The organism is Pseudomonas sp. 2725, assembly GCF_050434585.1.
In the GTDB taxonomy this organism is placed as follows: domain Bacteria; phylum Pseudomonadota; class Gammaproteobacteria; order Pseudomonadales; family Pseudomonadaceae; genus Aquipseudomonas; species Aquipseudomonas jessenii.
Map to the genome: position 1 here is coordinate 207,010 of NZ_JBNDIV010000004.1, position 17,824 is coordinate 224,833.

The 17,824-nt window shown below is 51.5% G+C and carries 16 protein-coding genes; 2 read left to right on the forward strand and 14 right to left on the reverse strand.

Annotated elements, in window-relative coordinates; genetic code table 11:
• Positions 1-37: 37 nt before the first annotated feature.
• The gene (locus ABIE16_RS12345; protein ID WP_429521276.1) at positions 38-544 is read left to right on the forward strand and encodes a MarR family winged helix-turn-helix transcriptional regulator; all 507 of its coding nucleotides are present in this window, start codon (positions 38-40) and stop codon (positions 542-544) included.
• 42 nt (positions 545-586) lie between these two features.
• Here the strand turns inward: ABIE16_RS12345 and ABIE16_RS12350 are convergent, their stop codons facing one another.
• The 10 genes from ABIE16_RS12350 to paaF all read right to left on the reverse strand — a co-directional run bounded on the left by ABIE16_RS12350 (position 587) and on the right by paaF (position 11,298).
• Complete coding sequence (locus tag ABIE16_RS12350; protein ID WP_429521277.1) at positions 587-1,762, reverse strand: porin; 1,176 nt, start codon at positions 1,760-1,762, stop codon at positions 587-589.
• Positions 1,763-2,216: 454 nt separating this feature from the next.
• Positions 2,217-4,262: a phenylacetic acid degradation bifunctional protein PaaZ gene (gene paaZ, locus ABIE16_RS12355; RefSeq protein WP_429521278.1), complete on the reverse strand. Its 2,046-nt coding sequence runs from the start codon at positions 4,260-4,262 to the stop codon at positions 2,217-2,219.
• Between the two features lie 37 nt (positions 4,263-4,299).
• On the reverse strand, positions 4,300-5,376 hold the full coding sequence (paaE, locus tag ABIE16_RS12360; RefSeq protein ID WP_429521279.1) for a 1,2-phenylacetyl-CoA epoxidase subunit PaaE: 1,077 nt from the start codon (positions 5,374-5,376) through the stop codon (positions 4,300-4,302).
• Positions 5,377-5,400: 24 nt separating this feature from the next.
• Positions 5,401-5,934 carry a 1,2-phenylacetyl-CoA epoxidase subunit PaaD gene (gene paaD, locus ABIE16_RS12365; protein WP_429521280.1) on the reverse strand — a complete coding sequence of 178 codons (534 nt, stop codon included), beginning with the start codon at positions 5,932-5,934 and terminating at the stop codon, positions 5,401-5,403.
• A complete protein-coding gene (paaC, locus tag ABIE16_RS12370; RefSeq protein ID WP_429521281.1) occupies positions 5,921-6,682 on the reverse strand; it encodes a 1,2-phenylacetyl-CoA epoxidase subunit PaaC in 762 nt (253 codons plus the stop codon). The genes paaD and paaC overlap by 14 nt, the downstream gene beginning before the upstream one ends.
• An 8-nt stretch (positions 6,683-6,690) precedes the next feature.
• A complete protein-coding gene (gene paaB, locus ABIE16_RS12375; RefSeq protein WP_429521282.1) occupies positions 6,691-6,972 on the reverse strand; it encodes a 1,2-phenylacetyl-CoA epoxidase subunit PaaB in 282 nt (93 codons plus the stop codon).
• A gap of 14 nt (positions 6,973-6,986) precedes the next feature.
• On the reverse strand, positions 6,987-7,976 hold the full coding sequence (gene paaA / locus ABIE16_RS12380; RefSeq protein WP_429521283.1) for a 1,2-phenylacetyl-CoA epoxidase subunit PaaA: 990 nt from the start codon (positions 7,974-7,976) through the stop codon (positions 6,987-6,989).
• 214 nt (positions 7,977-8,190) lie between these two features.
• The gene (gene paaH, locus ABIE16_RS12385; protein ID WP_429521284.1) at positions 8,191-9,708 is read right to left on the reverse strand and encodes a 3-hydroxyacyl-CoA dehydrogenase PaaH; all 1,518 of its coding nucleotides are present in this window, start codon (positions 9,706-9,708) and stop codon (positions 8,191-8,193) included.
• 1 nt (position 9,709) lies between these two features.
• Entirely contained in the window at positions 9,710-10,501 is a 792-nt protein-coding gene (paaG, locus tag ABIE16_RS12390; protein ID WP_429521285.1) for a 2-(1,2-epoxy-1,2-dihydrophenyl)acetyl-CoA isomerase PaaG, read from the reverse strand.
• A gap of 29 nt (positions 10,502-10,530) precedes the next feature.
• The gene (gene paaF, locus ABIE16_RS12395; RefSeq protein ID WP_429521431.1) at positions 10,531-11,298 is read right to left on the reverse strand and encodes a 2,3-dehydroadipyl-CoA hydratase PaaF; all 768 of its coding nucleotides are present in this window, start codon (positions 11,296-11,298) and stop codon (positions 10,531-10,533) included.
• A gap of 379 nt (positions 11,299-11,677) precedes the next feature.
• Here paaF and ABIE16_RS12400 point away from each other — a divergent pair, with 379 nt between their 5' ends.
• Positions 11,678-12,172 (forward strand): Lrp/AsnC family transcriptional regulator, encoded by a 495-nt coding sequence (locus ABIE16_RS12400; protein WP_429521286.1) that lies wholly within the window; start codon positions 11,678-11,680, stop codon positions 12,170-12,172.
• 50 nt (positions 12,173-12,222) lie between these two features.
• Here the strand turns inward: ABIE16_RS12400 and pcaF are convergent, their stop codons facing one another.
• The 4 genes from pcaF to ABIE16_RS12420 all read right to left on the reverse strand — a co-directional run bounded on the left by pcaF (position 12,223) and on the right by ABIE16_RS12420 (position 17,781).
• Positions 12,223-13,443 (reverse strand): 3-oxoadipyl-CoA thiolase, encoded by a 1,221-nt coding sequence (gene pcaF / locus ABIE16_RS12405; protein ID WP_429521287.1) that lies wholly within the window; start codon positions 13,441-13,443, stop codon positions 12,223-12,225.
• Between the two features lie 246 nt (positions 13,444-13,689).
• Positions 13,690-14,985: a dihydrolipoamide acetyltransferase family protein gene (locus ABIE16_RS12410; protein WP_429521288.1), complete on the reverse strand. Its 1,296-nt coding sequence runs from the start codon at positions 14,983-14,985 to the stop codon at positions 13,690-13,692.
• Between the two features lie 10 nt (positions 14,986-14,995).
• Entirely contained in the window at positions 14,996-17,110 is a 2,115-nt protein-coding gene (locus ABIE16_RS12415; RefSeq protein WP_429521289.1) for an alpha-ketoacid dehydrogenase subunit alpha/beta, read from the reverse strand.
• Between the two features lie 323 nt (positions 17,111-17,433).
• Positions 17,434-17,781, reverse strand: a complete 348-nt coding sequence (locus tag ABIE16_RS12420) for a hypothetical protein (protein WP_429521290.1) — start codon at positions 17,779-17,781, stop codon at positions 17,434-17,436.
• Between the last annotated feature and the right edge of the window lie 43 nt (positions 17,782-17,824).

The window sequence follows — 17,824 nt, forward strand, 5'->3', positions numbered from 1 at the left end:
AGGTATTAAGCTCACTGCTTTAATTGGAGCACGCCACATGAACGTTGATCAATTGAAGGCCTATTCGAAGGCCCCTGCCGGGCACGACCGGATCTTTAACCCTCAGCGGATGGTGGACATGCTCGATTATCGGCTGTACCTGGTCTATCGAGATTGCGGTCACGTCACTGAGACGCTCTGCAAAAAGGAATTTGGAATCAATCGTCGACGCTGGCGCATCATTGCCTCACTGACAGAGTCAGAGGGATCAACGGTGAGTCAATTGGCCCAGCACGCCGAACTCGACATGGCCCAAACATCCCGCACCATTGGTACCCTGATGCGCGAAGGTTATCTTCGGCGCCTCTCTAATCCGGACAATGCTAGGTTCGCAAAGGTCATCCTGACCGACAAAGGCAGGGATCTATATAAAAGCTTATTTGAGCGCTACAGCGATGCGAATCAAAAACTGCTAGGCGTACTCTCGTCCGAAGAGATGATTCAACTGGATCGCCTAATCAATAAACTACGTATCAATGCGCTAACCATCAATAGTGCTATCTAAAGCGAAACTAAAAAAAACCCACGTATTACGTGGGTTTTTTTGTTAGAAATAATAACCGATATTCATCAGAACCTGGTTTTCCCACTGATCTGAACCACCCGCTGCCAGGCTTTGCGTGTAACTGCTACCACCGACGTATGGGTCGTTTTTACCGAAAATCCATTCAGTTGCTATAAATACATAATTACCAACCATAAACGACGTTCCGGCAATGTATCTCTGGGTATCCTCATAACCATTCCCTGACTTCAAAAATGCGCTGTAATTACCGTATAACTTAACCCCACTAATCCAATTATCCAGATACTTTCCACCGATATCGTAATTTAGATCAGCCATCAGAAGTGTACCACGACTCGCTACATTGTAACTGCTGTCATAACCTCCCAGCGTAACCAGATCATCGTTCCCAGGATTACGAGGCGACATTTGTTGACGCGCTGCTAATAACCCTGTTGTCCACGACCCTTTAGAGCTCGTCATGTGCAACGCTAATGCGTTACGTCGACCATTGTCGTCTGTATCGCGATTTTGAAGCTCAGATGTTAAAGCCGACGCTCCCAACTCCGTTTTCCATCCACCTAAATCTACAGTTTTCGCCAACCGGAGCGCGACCATATTACGCTCCTGGTTATTCGAACCCTCTTCTACATAGCTGTCGGCGTCAGAGGGAACATTGGAGTAGGTTACCCCTCCCTTGCTCGTTCCTTTGCCTTGCCAAGCCGGACGCACGTAGTAACCCGCCTGCATGTCCCAGTCACCAACCTTGTGCTTATATTTTGCGCCAACCTCATAAAGGTCTTCCAAGCCAAGTGTGTAGCCCAGCGTTTCGGTAATCGTGTTGCTAAAGTATGGAAGAATACCAAAGGGCACTTGATTCAAACCAACCTGTACCTGTCGATCCTCATCAAACTTGTACCCAACCCATGCATATTCAGGAAAGGAGATATCGCCAAATTTTTCTGTATATTGATAGGGATAAGCTTTACCGTAAAAACGGTACCTAGCGGAAGCAATCCAAGTATCAGAGTTGTAATTAATGTAAGGCCGAAATGTGTCAAAATTAAACTTCTGGATATCTCGATCTGGATCATAATCTACACGTGCGCGTATTGCTGCCCCGATCTGCAGATTATCAGTGACCTGCAACGCAAACGCGGGTAATGCACTACCGATCAGGCACGCACCAACACCAAAACGGAAGAGAGGACGCCTCATTGTTTGCTCCCAGATTATTTTATAGCCTGCAGAACCATGCACATTTATATATGTGAGTTATTTGGCTTATTTTTAAAAAACATACGCCCACAGCCTGATAGATCAGACCAGCAAAAAATTATCTATCATCTTTAAATCTGCCACCTAGCAACCCTACACCTTTTTATATATTTGACTTAGTCAAATCTAGTGCTGCCAGCCAGGTACAATTCGGGAGTTGATGCAAAAAAACTATAGCTAACCTAGCTTTCTTTCACGCAGATCAGATTTATCTAGAGATAGCTCGCCAAGACTTATAGCAACTAGGAAAGCTGACGTAAAGCCACACAATCACCATTTCGGTGAACTTCAGATCCGCCTAGGAAGGTAATACTTAGCACGCATACAAGTCTAAATTAAGCTGTGCAGTATGAAAAAAATCTGAAAAAAGGCCAACATCGTTGGCCTTTTTGCCTTACTTAGATTTCAGAACGAGAGTAAGAATATCGTAGCTGGCGACGACATCACCATTTTGATTCGTGACCTCAACGTCCCAAGCAACAACACCTTGTGGTTTACCATCAGGGCTCTTTTTACCTTGGTCGATTTTGCGTTTGCACGTCAATCGCGCCTGGATGGTATCGCCGATACCCACCGGGTTGATAAAACGTAACGTATCTAGTCCGTAGTTGGCCAAAACTGGGCCTACTCCAGGTGATACAAAAAGACCGGCTGCGGCACTGAGAACAAAGTAACCGTGAGCGATACGCTTGCCGAACTGCGATTCCTTAGCGGCTATCTCGTCGAAGTGCATGTAGAAGTGGTCGCCCGAAAGGCAGCCGAAATTAACAAGATCAGCCTCTGTTACCGTACGGCGATGGGTGAGCAGGGATTCACCCACTTTGAGTTCGTCAAAGTAGCGGCGGAAAGGATGGACATCACTTTCGTAAACACTGCCACCACGCACGAATTCACCGGTGATGGAGCTCAACATGGTTGGCGAACCTTGAACCGCGGCGCGTTGCAGGTAATGTTTGACCGCTCGAACGCCCCCTAATTCCTCGCCACCGCCGGCTCGGCCCGGGCCACCATGCTTCAGCATTGGTAGAGGTGAGCCATGCCCTGTCGACTCAGGGGCTGCTTCTCCATCAAGAACATGCACCCTGCCATGCCAAGCTGCCAGAGCCGGTACGGCTTTGGCAGCCAATGCATGATCCCGTGTCACCAGTGTTGTGACCAGGCTACCTTTACCGCGAGCGGCCAACGCCAACGCCTCTTCGATGTCGGAATACCCCATGAGTGTGCTGACTGGGCCAAAAGCTTCGATGTCATGAGCACCGCCTTGCGCGAGTGGATCTCGGCTAAGCAACAATGTCGGAGAGAAGAAAGCCCCACTGGCGCTGTTATCACCTAATGGTTGGCAAGCATCAGCCCCCCCAAACAGCAATTCACTGCTGTTTAGCAAAGCCTCAACTCGCAGTGCGACATCGTCAAACTGATCGTGAGAAGCTAATGCGCCCATACGGACACCTTCAATAGACGGGTCACCGACAGTCACCTTACTCAGGCGAGCCTTCAATCGCTCCGCTACAGCTTCTACGCGGTTGGATGGGACGATTACACGACGAATAGCGGTGCATTTTTGCCCGGCTTTCGTGGTCATTTCTTTCGCCACTTCCTTGACGAACAAATCGAATTCTTCGTGCTCGGGTGTGACATCTGGAGCGAGGATTGCGCAGTTAAGCGAATCGGCTTCGGCGTTGAACGGCACACTATTTCGTATCAGATTTGGATGTACGCGGAGCTTGGCAGCAGTGTCCGCCGACCCTGTAAATGTCACCACATCTTGCCCTTGCAACTGATCAAGCAGATCGTGGGTCGAGCCAATCACAAGTTGCAGGCTTCCTTCAGGCAGTACGCCGGATTCCAGCATAAGACGTACGGCAGCCTCAGTCAGGTAGCTGGTCGAGGTTGCTGGTTTGATGATGCAAGGCATACCCGCCAGGAAAGTCGGAGCAAACTTTTCAAGCATTCCCCAGATAGGGAAGTTGAAGGCGTTGATATGTACCGCCACACCTCCACGCGGTACGAGAATATGGGTACCCGCGAAGCGATTCTGCTTGCCCAGAGAAATTGCAGGCCCTTCATGAACCACATTACCAGACGGCAGCTCGCGAGTGCCCATGCCCGTGTAGCTGAAAAGCGTGGCGTTACCGCCTTCGATATCGATCCAGCTGTCCGCTCGAGTCGCGCCGGTATGATGGGAGATGGCGTACAACTCCTCTTTGCGTTCTGCTAGATAGAGAGCTAGAGCTTTAAGCCGCTGAGCACGCTGCTGGAAGTCCAACGCCATGAGACCCGCCGCGCCGCGGCGGCGAGCAAAATCTACGGCTTCAGCGAAATCCGGCTTTTCTTGATGGGCGAACGCAACTACTTCACCGTTCAGTGCACTTTTCAGTGCAAGCGCCGGTTGTTCGCCAACCCAACGGTTCGCGAGGAAGCTCTGCAGAGTCTGAGACATAAAGTTTTTTCCTAGGTCGTTCAGTTCAGGTCATCGATTAAAGTTGGTCGAAGTCCAGCACGACCTTTTCGCTGACTGGAAATGCTTGGCATGACAAGACGTAGCCTGCTGCTACTTCGTAATCTTCCAGTGCGTGGTTGCTGTCCATGTCCACCTCCCCTTCAATGACCTTGCATTTGCAAGTGGAGCAAACTCCCGCCTTGCAGGAGTACGGAAGCTCCGCACCTTGGGCATTGCCGGCGTCGAGCACGCTGACTGTATTGCGAGGCAGATCGAACGTCAGAGCACGACCATCACTAATCACCGTGATATGACTGATAGCCAAATCACTCGACCGGGCCGATTCACGTGCCAGGCGTTTCTGGTCTGAACCAGCCACACCAAATAACTCGTAGTGAATGCGCTCAGCAGGCAGTCCGTGCTCTTTCAGCGAGTCGCGAACCGATTCAGTCATCTCCTGGGGGCCACATATGAATGCGGCTTCTAGCCCCTGAACAGAGATCCAACGCCCAAACAACTGGGTGCATTTGTCGGCGTCGATTCGGCCATTATAGAGATCAATATCTTGCTGCTCACGACTGAACACAAAGATAAGATTGAGCCTATTTAGGTACTGATTTTTTAGATCTTCCAACTTCTCTCGAAACATTGCGCCCGAACTAGAGCGGTTGCCATATAGCAATGTAACGCTGCTATTTGGCTCAGTTTCAAGCGTTGTTTTTACGATGGAAAGGATAGGTGTAATACCGCTGCCGGCTGCGACTGCCAGATAATGTGCGCTGCGAGATTGATCAAGCGGAACGCTAAAATGTCCAGCTGGAGGCATTACTTCCAGCGTATGACCCACCTGAAGACACTCGTTGGCGAATGCCGAGAAACGACCTCCCGCTACCTTCTTGATAGCCACGCGCAATTCGCCGTCACTTATCCCACTGCAGATTGAGTAGGAACGTCGCACCTCCTCGCCATCTAACAACGTACGCATGACCAAGTGTTGGCCCTGGGTAAACTCAAAATCATCGGCTAGGTCGGCCGGGATGTCGAACACGATTGACACGGCGTCACGGGTTTCTGGCCTAACTTCTTTGATGGTCAGGCTATGGAATCGGCTCATTAATAATCTCCCGCCGTAGCGGCTTCAGATGCACTTGAAATAGTCGAAAGGTTCCAGGCATTCGCGGCAGCGGTACAACGCCTTACAAGCCGTAGAGCCAAACTCGCTGAGGCGCTCAGTGTGCTCACTGCCGCAAATAGGGCATGCGATTTCGAGTTGATCTCCGAGTAAGCTACGCTTGCTTGCGCTCCCTGCAGGCGGTGCTATGCCATACGCCCGAAGACGCTCCCGCCCTTCGTTGCTTATCCAGTCGGTGCTCCATGCTGGCGCTAAACGAGTTTCGAGTAGAGGCGCTTGAAAGCCTGCCTCGTCTAACGCCTGGTTTATGTCTTGCTCAATAACCTCCGTCGCAGGACATCCCGAATAAGTTGGCGTAATGACGAGGTGAAGGTGTCCGTCCTGCCAGCCCACACTACGCACAATCCCTAGATCGACGACACTTACTACCGGCACCTCAGGATCCATAACGCGACTCAGAATTTCCCAAGCGCGAGATATATCGTCAGGACTCTCGGATCTGGCACCCCTATCGCTAAATATCACCTCACCAGGTTGCATCGGGATAAGCCCGTTGGAGGTACTGCATTTCAGCTAGCAGTGAACCCAAATGCTCACTGTGCAAGCCGCGGCGCCCATTCAAATAAAAATGAACAGCAGGGTTCGGTACGTCCAAAGACGCGCTTGCAAAAATGTCCGCTACTTTTGAATTCCATGCCGCAGCAACTTGCTCAGGATTCGGAATAACGCCTGCCTCGAAAAGCCGCTGCTCCACATCGTCTGCAGTAACCAGTTCTACAGTGAACCGCCAAACTTGAGTAACCGCGGCAGCCATACGTTGGTGGCTCTCGTCAGTGCCATCGCCGAGGCGCTCAACCCACTCACCGGAACGGCGCAGGTGATAAGTCACTTCCTTTAACGCCTTGGCGGCAATGCCAGCGATTCGTGAGTCCGTGGACGAACTCAGGCCTACCAGCACGTGAAAATGCCACGCATCGAAAAGGAACTGCTTCGCCATGGTTACGGCAAAGTCTCCGTTAGGCTGTTCAACCAAAAGTAGGTTTCGGTAGCTGCGCTCATCTCTACGGAATGCCAGCGCATCAGCATCACGTCCGTCGCTCAACAGATCAGCGGCATACTCCAGCCAGTTGCGAGCCTGGCCGACCAGATCCAAGCCAACGTTCATCAAGCCCAGCTCTTCTTCAATGGCGGGAGCGTGTCCGCACCATTCGCACAGACGCTGCCCTTGGATCAACGCATTGTCACCGAGTCGCAGCAGGTATTCGATCAGATCATTTTGAGTATTCATGATCATCCTCACATGTGCCCGACTTCAGCTGGCAATTCGTAAAAGCTTGCATGTCGGTAAACCTTATCGTCCGATGGATCGAACAGAGGGTCTTTCTCGTCGGGCGAAGTGGCGATAATCAATGACGAGGGAACCACCCAAAGGCTCACGCCTTCACTGCGGCGAGTGTAAAGCTCACGGGCATTCTCAATCGCCATGGCAGAATCAGCCGCATGAACGCTACCGACGTGTTTGTGGTTCAGGCCGTGCTTGCTGCGCACGAATACTTCGAAAAGAGTCCAGTCGGACATAGGGTTTACTCCCCTCAGGCTGCGTTGCGTTCTTGTTTTTTGCGGGCATGGGCTACAGCGGCTTCACGCACCCAGGCACCTTCTTCTATGGCTTTCTTGCGAGTAGCCACACGCTCTTGATTGCATGGGCCGTTTCCTTTGAGAACTTCGTAAAACTCGCTCCACTGGATTTCGCCAAAATCGTAATGCCCCCGCTCCTCGTTCCACTTGAGTTCAGGGTCTGGAGCTGTACAACCAAGGAGTTCCAACTGCGCTACGGTTTGGTCGACGAATCTCTGGCGCAGCTCATCGTTACTCTGGCGCTTGATCTTCCATGCCATCGATTGGGCACTGTTAGGAGAGTGTTCATCGCTAGGGCCAAACATCATCAGAGATGGCCACCACAAGCGATTGATCGCGTCCTGCACCATGTCCTTCTGCTCCTGAGTGCCGTGACGCATCATCGTCAACAGAATTTCGTAGCCTTGACGCTGATGGAAGCTCTCCTCCTTACAGATTCGAACCATTGCTCGCGAGTAAGGGCCATACGAAGTGCGCTGCAGCACAACTTGGTTAACGATCGCGGCGCCATCCACGAGCCAACCAACAGCACCCATGTCTGCCCAGCTCAAAGTTGGATAATTGAAAATGCTGGAGTACTTGGCTTTCCCGCTGTGCAGCTTTGCAATTTCCTCGTCACGGTCTGCACCCAACGTTTCCATTGCGCTGTACAGGTAAAGGCCATGACCCGCCTCATCCTGAATCTTGGCCATCAGCTGCAATTTGCGTTTCAGTGTGGGCGCACGCGTAACCCAATTACCCTCCGGAAGCATGCCGACAATTTCAGAATGCGCGTGTTGGGAAATTTGCCGGATCAGTGTCGTCCGGTAAGCATCCGGCATCCAATTCTTCGCCTCAATCTTGATCTCGGCATTGATCTTTTCCTGGAACGCCCGCTCCTCAGCACCCATTTCTTCCAGCTTCAAAACGCGTTTGACGCCAGTCTCTACCAATTGCGCGTACATCCTGAACCTCCTTTGGCTCACTGGACGATGGGCATGAATGCCCTAAGCCTTGTTGTATACGATACAAAAATAACTATTAGTAATAGTTGACAGTATCAAATCTAATTTGCCTGACAGACGGTCTTTCATCGAAACACTACGCGCTTCCAAACGACAGCCAGACATCTGCTGCCACGCTGCGGATAGCGTGGCGACAGATACCTCTCGGCTTTTGTTAGTCGTGGAAACGACGCCCTTCTTGGGTGATACGTCGCAGTAAAAGTGAGGGTCTGTAACGCTCTTCCCCATAGCTGGCCTGAAGATGTTCGAGACAGTCGAAAATGGCTTTAGGGCTGATACTGTCAGCCCATGCGAGGGGGCCAATGGGATAGTTCACGCCAGCTACCATCGCAAGATCGACGTCTGCAGCGCTGCTCACTCCGTGAAGCACCACTTCAGCACCTTCATTGACCAGCATTGCAACAGTGCGTAGAACAACCAAACCCGGAACATCTGCCACAGCACTGGTCTGTATACCGAGCTGTGCCAACAGCGCCACAGCGTCTGCGCGAGCCTGCTCGCTTGTGTTGGACGCCCAGGTTATTGCCAGTCGGTTGGTCTGATTAAAGTCATGGGCGAGGTCAAACAGGACAAGATTCTGCAGTCCATCTTCTCTGGCACGCTGACAGGCCATCCGACCATCACTCATTGCCATCACTGCTTCTCCCGCATGCAACAGACCCGAACCGCCCCGCAGGACGACCTCAATGCCTGCTTTCCCCATGCGAGCTACCAGACCGTGAGCAGCGCCAAGATCCCCTTCAACAACACATCGATCGAAACCGCCGGATGCCTTTAACACCTTCGGCTCGGGCTTAACTGCCCCGTCATGGTATTCAAAGAAGCCGCGCCCACTTTTGCGGCCAAACCGTCCGGCATCGACCAGTTCTTTTTGGATGAGGGAGGGTTGAAAGCGTGTGTCGTTGTAGTAGGCATCGAACACGGAACATGTGACGGCGTAATTCACGTCATGACCGATAAGATCGGTCAATTCGAATGCCCCCATTCGAAAGCCCCCCGCATCGCGCATCAGAGCGTCTAATGTCGCCGGATCCGATACCTGCTCCTGTACTAGACGAAAGCTTTCCGCGTAGAAGGGTCTTGCAACCCGATTAACGATAAAACCTGGAGTCGATCGAGCACGCACTGGCTTTTTACGCCAAGCAATGGCGGTCGCATGGATACACTCTGCGACACTTTCATCGGTAGCAAGACCGGAAATCACTTCAACTAAAGCCATCAATGGAGCAGGGTTGAAGAAGTGCATCCCCACTAGACGCTCGGGACGCTTGAGGCTAGCGGCCAGCGCAGTAATGGACAACGACGACGTGTTACTTGCCAAAATACAGGTGGGCTCGCAAATGTCTTCCAAGTCTTGGAAAACAGTACGTTTGACATCAATATTCTCAACGATCGCCTCGATAATCAGCCCCGCGTGTGCCAATTGACCCAGGCTTTCTACCGAGTGGAGTCGCGACAGACAGTCGTCAAAAAATGACTCAGTCATCTTTGCTTTTTCGACCTGTCTTTCCAACTGATGCACTATTCCCTGCACAGCTTGCTGAGCGCCCCCGGCACGATTATCAAATAGAGCAACAGGATGGCCAGCCTGCAACGCGACTTGCGCGATACCAGCGCCCATTGCCCCGCCCCCGATCACCGCGACCAATGAATTCTTATCAAGTGCGGTCATTTCAGCACCCCTTAAATTTAGGAGTACGTTTCTCCATGAATGCAGCAACGCCTTCCCTATAATCCTCACTGCGTCCGCCCAAGCGCTGCAGATCACGCTCCACTTCTAATTGGTCATCAAAACTGTTGCTCATACTCGCGTTCAAACTACGTTTGATGAGCGCCAAGCCATAGGTGGGTTGTGTCGCAAGGTGACGAGCAAGTGACAATGCCTCATCTTGTAAATCTGCATCATCAACGCACCGATAGATCATCCCCCACTGCTCTGCCCTTTCCGCGCTCAGCTTGTCGCCGAGCAGCATGAGTGACTTCGCTCGCGCCATCCCAACCAACCGCGGCAGCGTCCATGTCCCACCAGAGTCAGGGATCAGACCCAATTTACAAAATGCCTGGATGAAACTCGCTGACTTCGCGGCAATTACTAAGTCGCAAGCGAGGGCAATATTGGCACCTGCACCAGCAGCTACTCCGTTTACGGCACAGATAACGGGCATCGGCAGATCACGAAGAGTCCGAATCAAAGGGTTGTAAAATTTCTCGATGGATTGGCCCAGATCAGGAGCTTCGGCACTAGGGGCAACCGCGCGATCGCCTAAATCCTGACCTGCGCAAAACCCACGTCCTGCACCAGTGAGCAGCAACGCGCGAACGTCGGGAGCTTGACGAACCTCCTTCAAAGCCTGACGTAACTCGGAATGCATTTGTGTGTTAAAGCTATTGAGCTGATCGGGGCGATTTAGAGTCAGCAGGGCAACGCCAGCCTCAATAGTGAGAGTGATTGTTTCGAAGGACATCATGATTGCCTTTGTTGGAGTTATTAGACTTAGCGGCCTACGAAATGGGCCTTACGTTTTTCCTGGAAAGCTCGAATGCCTTCGTTACGATCTTTCGTGCCGGCAAGCACGGTAAAAGCGAGTCGTTCGAAACGGAGGCCAGTTGCCAGGTCGGTATCGAATGCTTTCAGAAGAGTTTCCTTAGCCAGGCGAACAGCCAGGGGAGCCTTGGTGGCAACCAGTCGGGCGAGTTCAACCGCACGCTCCACTGTCAGTTCTGGCTGTGTTACCTCGCTAGCGAGGGAGAATTGCAGCGCATCCCGTGCACTGATTGCCTCGCCTGAAAGCACCATTTGCATGGCCTTGGATTTACCAACAGCACGCAGAAGTCGCTGAGTTCCTCCTGCCCCTGGGATGATTCCAAGATTGATCTCAGGCTGGCCAAACAATGCATCCTCCCCTGCAATGAGAATGTCAGCGCACATTGCCAATTCGAAGCCAGCGCCGAAGGCAAAACCGTTAACAGCGGCAATAATGGGCTTGGAAAAACTTGTTATGGCTTGCCAATGCGCGACACGTGGATCATCTAGAATGCCGACAAGATCCCGGTCAGCCATTTCCTTAATATCAGCACCTGCGGCAAATGCTCTGCGACTACCCGTTACGACCACCACGCGAATAGAGTCATCGACACTGGCGGCAGCGAGAAAAGTGGCTATCTCTCCAAGCATCTGGGTGTTAAGTGCATTCAGAGCTTCAGGTCGCCGTAACGTAATAAGCGCCACCCCTTGTTCGGTTGGGGTGACATCAAGTGTCATCAATTCCAAAGCCATTCTCCTAGCACATGCGTTGTGGTGATCCTCAATCGCAACGCCGCAACCGATACGAAAACGATACACCCAAACAAACTCAAAATAATATTCCGTATCAAATTTGACGCTCGCAAATATCAGCATCCTGCTACCCGCTGACTCAGAGAACTGTCGTCCCGTGCTACCTCACGGCGACCGCCGACACCCATCGATCGCGGCTATTTCTGTTCGTTCTTCGCTTCCACTTTCTGACCCGTTCAACCGGCACCGAACAGATTTGACAGGATCAAATCTTTCTATTCCTTGATGGCTTGCCCGAGGCTTGCGAGGATCACAGACGATACCGAGACCGCCAACGCGCCTTTTTTAGAAACAGGTAATTAACATGAGCCAACAAATAGATAAGTTTTCAGCTCAAATACTGCTGGCGCTTCAGGAGGACGGACGCCTATCAGTACAAGATCTCTCTAACAAAATAGGGTTGTCTACTACACCAACTTGGCGACGACTAAAGACACTCGAAGAATCAGGAATAATTAAAAGATACAGCACTGAACTTGATAGAAATCTAGTCGGACTTCACAATTGCGTTTTTGCAGAAGTCAACCTGGAACGACACGGAGAAAACTTTGTCGATCAATTCGAAGACGCTGTTCGAAAATGCGAATACATCATCGACTGCTTTAGCACTACCGGCCAAGCCGACTACTTGCTTAAGGTTTTAACCCCAGACATGGGAAGTTATGATGTTTTTTTGCATAACGTCATATTCAAATTACCGGGAGTTAAGGAAATTCGATCAGCTGTGGTGTTAAGAGAAGTCAAATCTAACGCTCCCTTACCTTTGCTTCATTTAGAGGATACTGCGGAACAATGTTGATGTTGCTCCGCAGCCCCCTTAACTTGAAACAGTCGAAGCTGATTTAATGGCTAAACTCGCTCAATGATGATGGCGATACCCTGACCTACTCCAATGCACATGGTACATAAGGCAAATCGCCCCTTCTTCAATTCCAGCTGATGCAGAGCGGTCGTGATTAATCGAGCTCCACTCATTCCCAACGGGTGACCCAGTGCGATCGCACCACCATTCGGATTAATTCGAGCATCCGTTTCCGCAAGCCCCAACTCTCGCAATACCGCTAGAGCCTGAGCCGCGAAAGCCTCATTCAGCTCTATGACATCCATGTGCTCTAACGTCAGGCCGGCAATTTGAAGCACCTTACGTGTAGCGGGAACAGGCCCGATCCCCATGATGCGCGGCTCTACTCCAGCCGTGGCCATCGCTACGATACGGGCCCTTGGAACTAAGCCATATTGATCGGCGGATCTAGAGTTTCCCAACAGCAGTGCACATGCCCCATCATTCACACCCGAAGCGTTACCGGCCGTTACGGTACCGCCCTTCCTGAAAGGCGTGGGCATCGTGGAGAGAAACTCCAGATTGGTGTCGGGTCTTGGATGCTCATCCACATCCACAATCTTCGCCTGACCTTTACGTTGGGCGATCGCAACTGGAACGATTTCCTTGGCAAATCGGCCCGAGCAGATTGCATTCCAGGCTTTGTTCTGACTTTGCAGTGCAAACGCGTCCTGGTCGGCTCGAGAAATAGAGAACATCTGAGCAACGTTCTCCGCCGTCTCGGGCATCGAGTCCACACCAAATTGTTCTCGCATCAGGTCGTTAATAAATCTCCAACCAATTGTTGTGTCATAAACTGTTGACTGACGCGAGAAAGCGGTCTCGGCCTTAGGCAAGACAAATGGAGCCCGAGACATAGACTCGACGCCCCCAGCGAGCATCAAGGAAGCTTCGCCAGATTTAATTGCACGAGCAGCGATACCAACCGAATCCATACCCGACCCGCACAGACGATTTACTGTGGTGCCCGGCACCGTCACAGGTAAACCAGCTAACAGAGCGGACATACGAGCCACGTTGCGATTGTCCTCACCCGCCTGATTTGCGCAGCCATAAATCACATCGTCGATTGCTTCCCAATTGACTGTCGGATTACGCTTCATGAGCTCGCGAATAGGAATAGCGCCCAAATCATCTGCGCGCACCGAACTCAATGCCCCCCCATAACGCCCAACAGGAGTGCGTATGGCATCAAAGATAAAACAGTCCTGAATCAACTCATTACTCATACTAAAGTCTCCGCTCGAGCGCTTTCATCCCAGCGATCAAAAGTCGCCGTCACTAAAGCAACTTCAGAATCAATCGTGCCACGAACACTATCTCTAATAGATTCGAGCCAATCTTCGCTGATGAAGCGTGGACTATGTGCCGTCGCTGGCGGCGATGTGTCTTGCAAGTTTTGTCTATCGCGCATCAGTTTCACTCTTCATTAAGCTTAGGAACAATGGGCCGCAACAAACTCGAACCTTAAAAAATTAGACTTTTAACGTCCACGATTGAATTACTTCGACGAACCGGCTAAGCCAAGCGTTAGTCTGGCTACCATCCAGAACCCGGTGATCAATGGTCAAAGATACATATGCCATTGGCCGGACTTGGAAAGTGTCGACACCATCGATCTCCTTAACCACCACTCGCTTTTCCAAAGCACCAATTCCGAGGATTGCTGATTGTGGTTGATTGATGATAATCGGCGATGCGAAAAGTGACCCCGAAACCCCATGGTTGGATATCGTAAATGTTCCACCCTGAACATCTGCTGGTTTCAGCTTTCCACTTCTGGCCGCCTCTGTGACGACTTGAAGGCGTGAAGCGATTCCCATGAGTGACAGTTCCTGCGCCTGATGAATCACAGGCACTATCAGTCCCTTATCCCCGAGTGCAGCTCCCACTCCAATGTTTACGTCCTGGAAGACCTCTAGATGCTCAGCATGCCAACGGCTGTTGACGTAAGGGGATGCCTTCATCGCCTCTACGCAGGCGGCGATAAAATATGCTGTGAAGGTCAGGTTAACCCCTTGGCTCGCAAACAGCTCTTTGTTGCGTTTGCGGTGCGCGATAATCGCCGAGAAATCAACCTCAAACACTGAAGTCACATGGGGCGCAACAGTTACAGAATGCACCATATGCTCGGCGATCTTGCGACGCATTGAGCTGTGTGGAATCAGGGATGCCACTTTAGGCCCACCTGTCGCGGCTGGAGGCTTTTGCGCAATTACAGGCGCCGGTGTTACCGGATTAGGTATCTCGACTGGAGGCTTCTCAACCTCCGTCTTGACCGGAACATTTGGAGGGGTAACGGGCGAAGCTTGTTGCTGAGCAATCACGTCGAGAACATCTTGACGCGTCAAACGTCCATCTCGACCCGTGCCACGGGCGCAGATAGACGCGGCGTCCAATTCGTTCTCGGCCAATAACCGACGAACCGACGGCGAAAGCCTGAATTCCCCAGCGCTCGCTTGAACCCTATCTTGTGGTTTTTGAGCAGCTTGAGCAGAGGCCGACGCAACTGCAGCAGTTGCCGAAGCGGACTCGACTCGCCCCAGTAGAGATCCCGGGGCGGCATCTGTATCAACGGGCATAACGCAGCGCAGGACTCCATCACAGGGTGCACATACCTCGACCACTACTTTGTCAGTCTCGAGCTCGACAACAGGCTCGTCTTTTTTGACAACGTCGCCGTCTGCTTTCAGCCATGATCTAAGAACGGCCTTGGTGCCCTCCTGTTGCACAGGAGCAGTAATATCTAATGTTTGCGATTTGATCGACATATCATTCATCTTAGAAACCCACCAGCTCGTCGATTTTTTGAGCGATGTCTTCAACCGAAGGCAGCGCGAACTCCATCAGAGTTGGATGGTGGGGGCTAGGAATATCAGGCATGGTCAAGCGACTAACAGGAGCGTCCAATTCGATAAATGCTTGATCCGCAACCACCGCAGCGATCTCAGCACCGAACCCAGCAGTCCCAAGATCTTCATGGACGATCAGGCATCGGTGAGTCTTGGCCACTGATTTCAAAACGGCCTCGCTATCCCAAGGCATCAAAGTGCGAAGATCGATGACATCAACCGAACGCCCTTCTGCAGCCTTTTCGCAGCGCTCAACCATGGCCCCCCAAGTAACGATGGTCAGATCAGACCCCTCTTTCACGAACCGAGCTTTGCCAAATGGCAAGACAAAGTCGTCACCTGGATACACACGACGGGCCGAAGCCGCATCGAGCATTGCGCGATGTTCAAAGAAGATAACTGGATCGTTACCGCGCAGCGCACTCCGCAAGAGACCTACCGCATCTTCAGCATTGGACGGAACCGCAACCTGCCAGCCTGGCGAGTGCACAAACTGAACTTCGTTTGTTTGACTGTGCCAAGGATCACCGCATTTGAAAAAACCACCCGGGATACGCACAACCATCGGAGCCGCGAAGCGGTTGTTCGTTCTCCACCGCATAGTTCCGCAGTCGTTGATCTGCTCAACTGCCGGATCCGCGTATTTGCGAAACTGAATTTCAGGAACAGGCATCAACCCTGCCAATGCCATACCCACGGCGCGACCGATGATGCCCTCCTCTGAAAGGCTGGTATCAAAGACTCGGCCCTCACCGTACTTATCCTGAAGACCCAATGTAACTGCGTGCACACCGCCCTTAGGGCCTACGTCCTCACCAAAGACTACAACTTTTGGATTGATATCCAATTCGCGATCAAGGGTTTTACGAATTGCGGCAACCATGTTGATCCGCTGACCTTCAGGCATTGGGGTTTCAGATCCTTCAGGTGCGCTGTAGCCTTGAGACCACAAACCACCCCGCTGCTGCATTTCACCTTCGAAAAATACGTTACGAGTGACACGCTTAGGATCACTTGTTGGCCGGCTTTCCGCCGCTGCCCTAGCCCGCTCTACCGCAACGTCAGCGTCTGATTCGAGCTGCTGCCACTGTTCTTCTGAGAAGTGCTGAGGCACCAGAAACTTTCGCAATTTTGGCAAAGGATCCCGTGCCCACTCGGAGCTTACGAACTCCTCTGTTTTGTAGGTTTGCGTATCCTGAAAGCTGTGGCCCTGGAGGCGCGGCACGGTCAGGTGCAAAAGCGCTGGCCCCTTACGAGATCTAACGTATTGGACTGCTTCTTCAACGAGATTCGATGCCTCAGCAGGCTCAGTGCCATCGCCAGAAAAAATCTCAAGATTTTGGAAACTTTCGAGATTCTTGGCAATGTTCCCACCTGGCGTCTGAAACGTAGATGGCACCGAAATTCCATATCCATTGTCTTCAATGTAAAACAGCATTGGAAGATTTTGGGTCGTTGCAACTGTCAAAGCCGCCCAGAAGCCGTTTGTAGCAACGGAGGCATCACCACCCAAAACGACACTGAGCGCTGCGTCACAAGTGCCGTCGGAAAGCACCTCGGATTTATATTTCAAGGCTTGAGCCCAACCAGCAGTTGGCGTGTATTGAGCCCCTACACCGCCACACATTGGCAGAGCGGGTGGGCCACCAAGGTTTGGGTAATTGAATACAACCCCGATATCACGGCCATCCGAATAGCCGCCTGCACGCGCCATGGATGAGCCCAGCACATCCTCAAGGTCAACTCCCAACGTCAGCAATAACGGACGAGAGCGATAGTACCCGCACGCAGCATCCTGTGCGTTTGTAAGCTGTGACCCGAGAAGAATTTGCGCTAGGTCATGCCCACGAGCGGAAAATTGATACATCACCTTCTTTTCGGGCACTAGAGTTTTTTCCTCCAGGTCGTCTAGACGGCGAGAAACAAGAATATGGTAAGCGACTTTCTTCCAATCGTACTTGAATGTCGAATTTTGCGACTCTTTAAGCACGGTTTTCTGCAACGCGGTCATTGTTTTTATCCTCTCGCGATAATTCGACGACATCAAAACTCAGTTCAGAACAAAATATTAATTCAGCGCTCGGGAAATTATCGCCCCATTTACTACGCAATAGCGGGCTGTATGAGCATAAACATGCTCAACACACCCTAATCTTTAGAATAATCATCATTTGCACACTGCAAACGTAAGCAATTACGTCCTAACGTCGAGGGCAGCGTAATTACTCAACAACGGATGACACCATTGCTCAGAAGCAGAGCACGTTCTACAACCTCAAATGTGAAAGCCCATGAAAAAGCAAACAAAGCTATACACATCGAGAAAATTAAAAGCTTCGTAATTTCATTTAACTAAACCGCGGAAATTCACATATCAGACCAAGCTGCCGAATCGTTTATAAAGCAGCTCTGAAGCATTTGATCATGGGCCATCCGAAGTCTCCGCAGTATGTGACAAGCACTGTTCGGCTGGCCGAGCGGATGCTGCTGGGTTGTCTCAAAAACAATATTTTGATCTTGAAGAGCCATATCCATCAGAAGTGCCAATATATCCGCGGGATCGGAGCGCGGATAAGCCAATACTCCTGTGGTCAGGTTACTGAAGCGCTGCCAAGCCAAGGCTTTCCTAAGCTCTCTACGTTTGCTGGCTGGCAGTCGATAAATAATCACCAGGCACCAACACCCTTCCAAATCGGGCAGAGCGGCGCTACACACCCATTTTAAAGCTTGAGCAAAGCGACGGCGCCCCGTCGTCGTT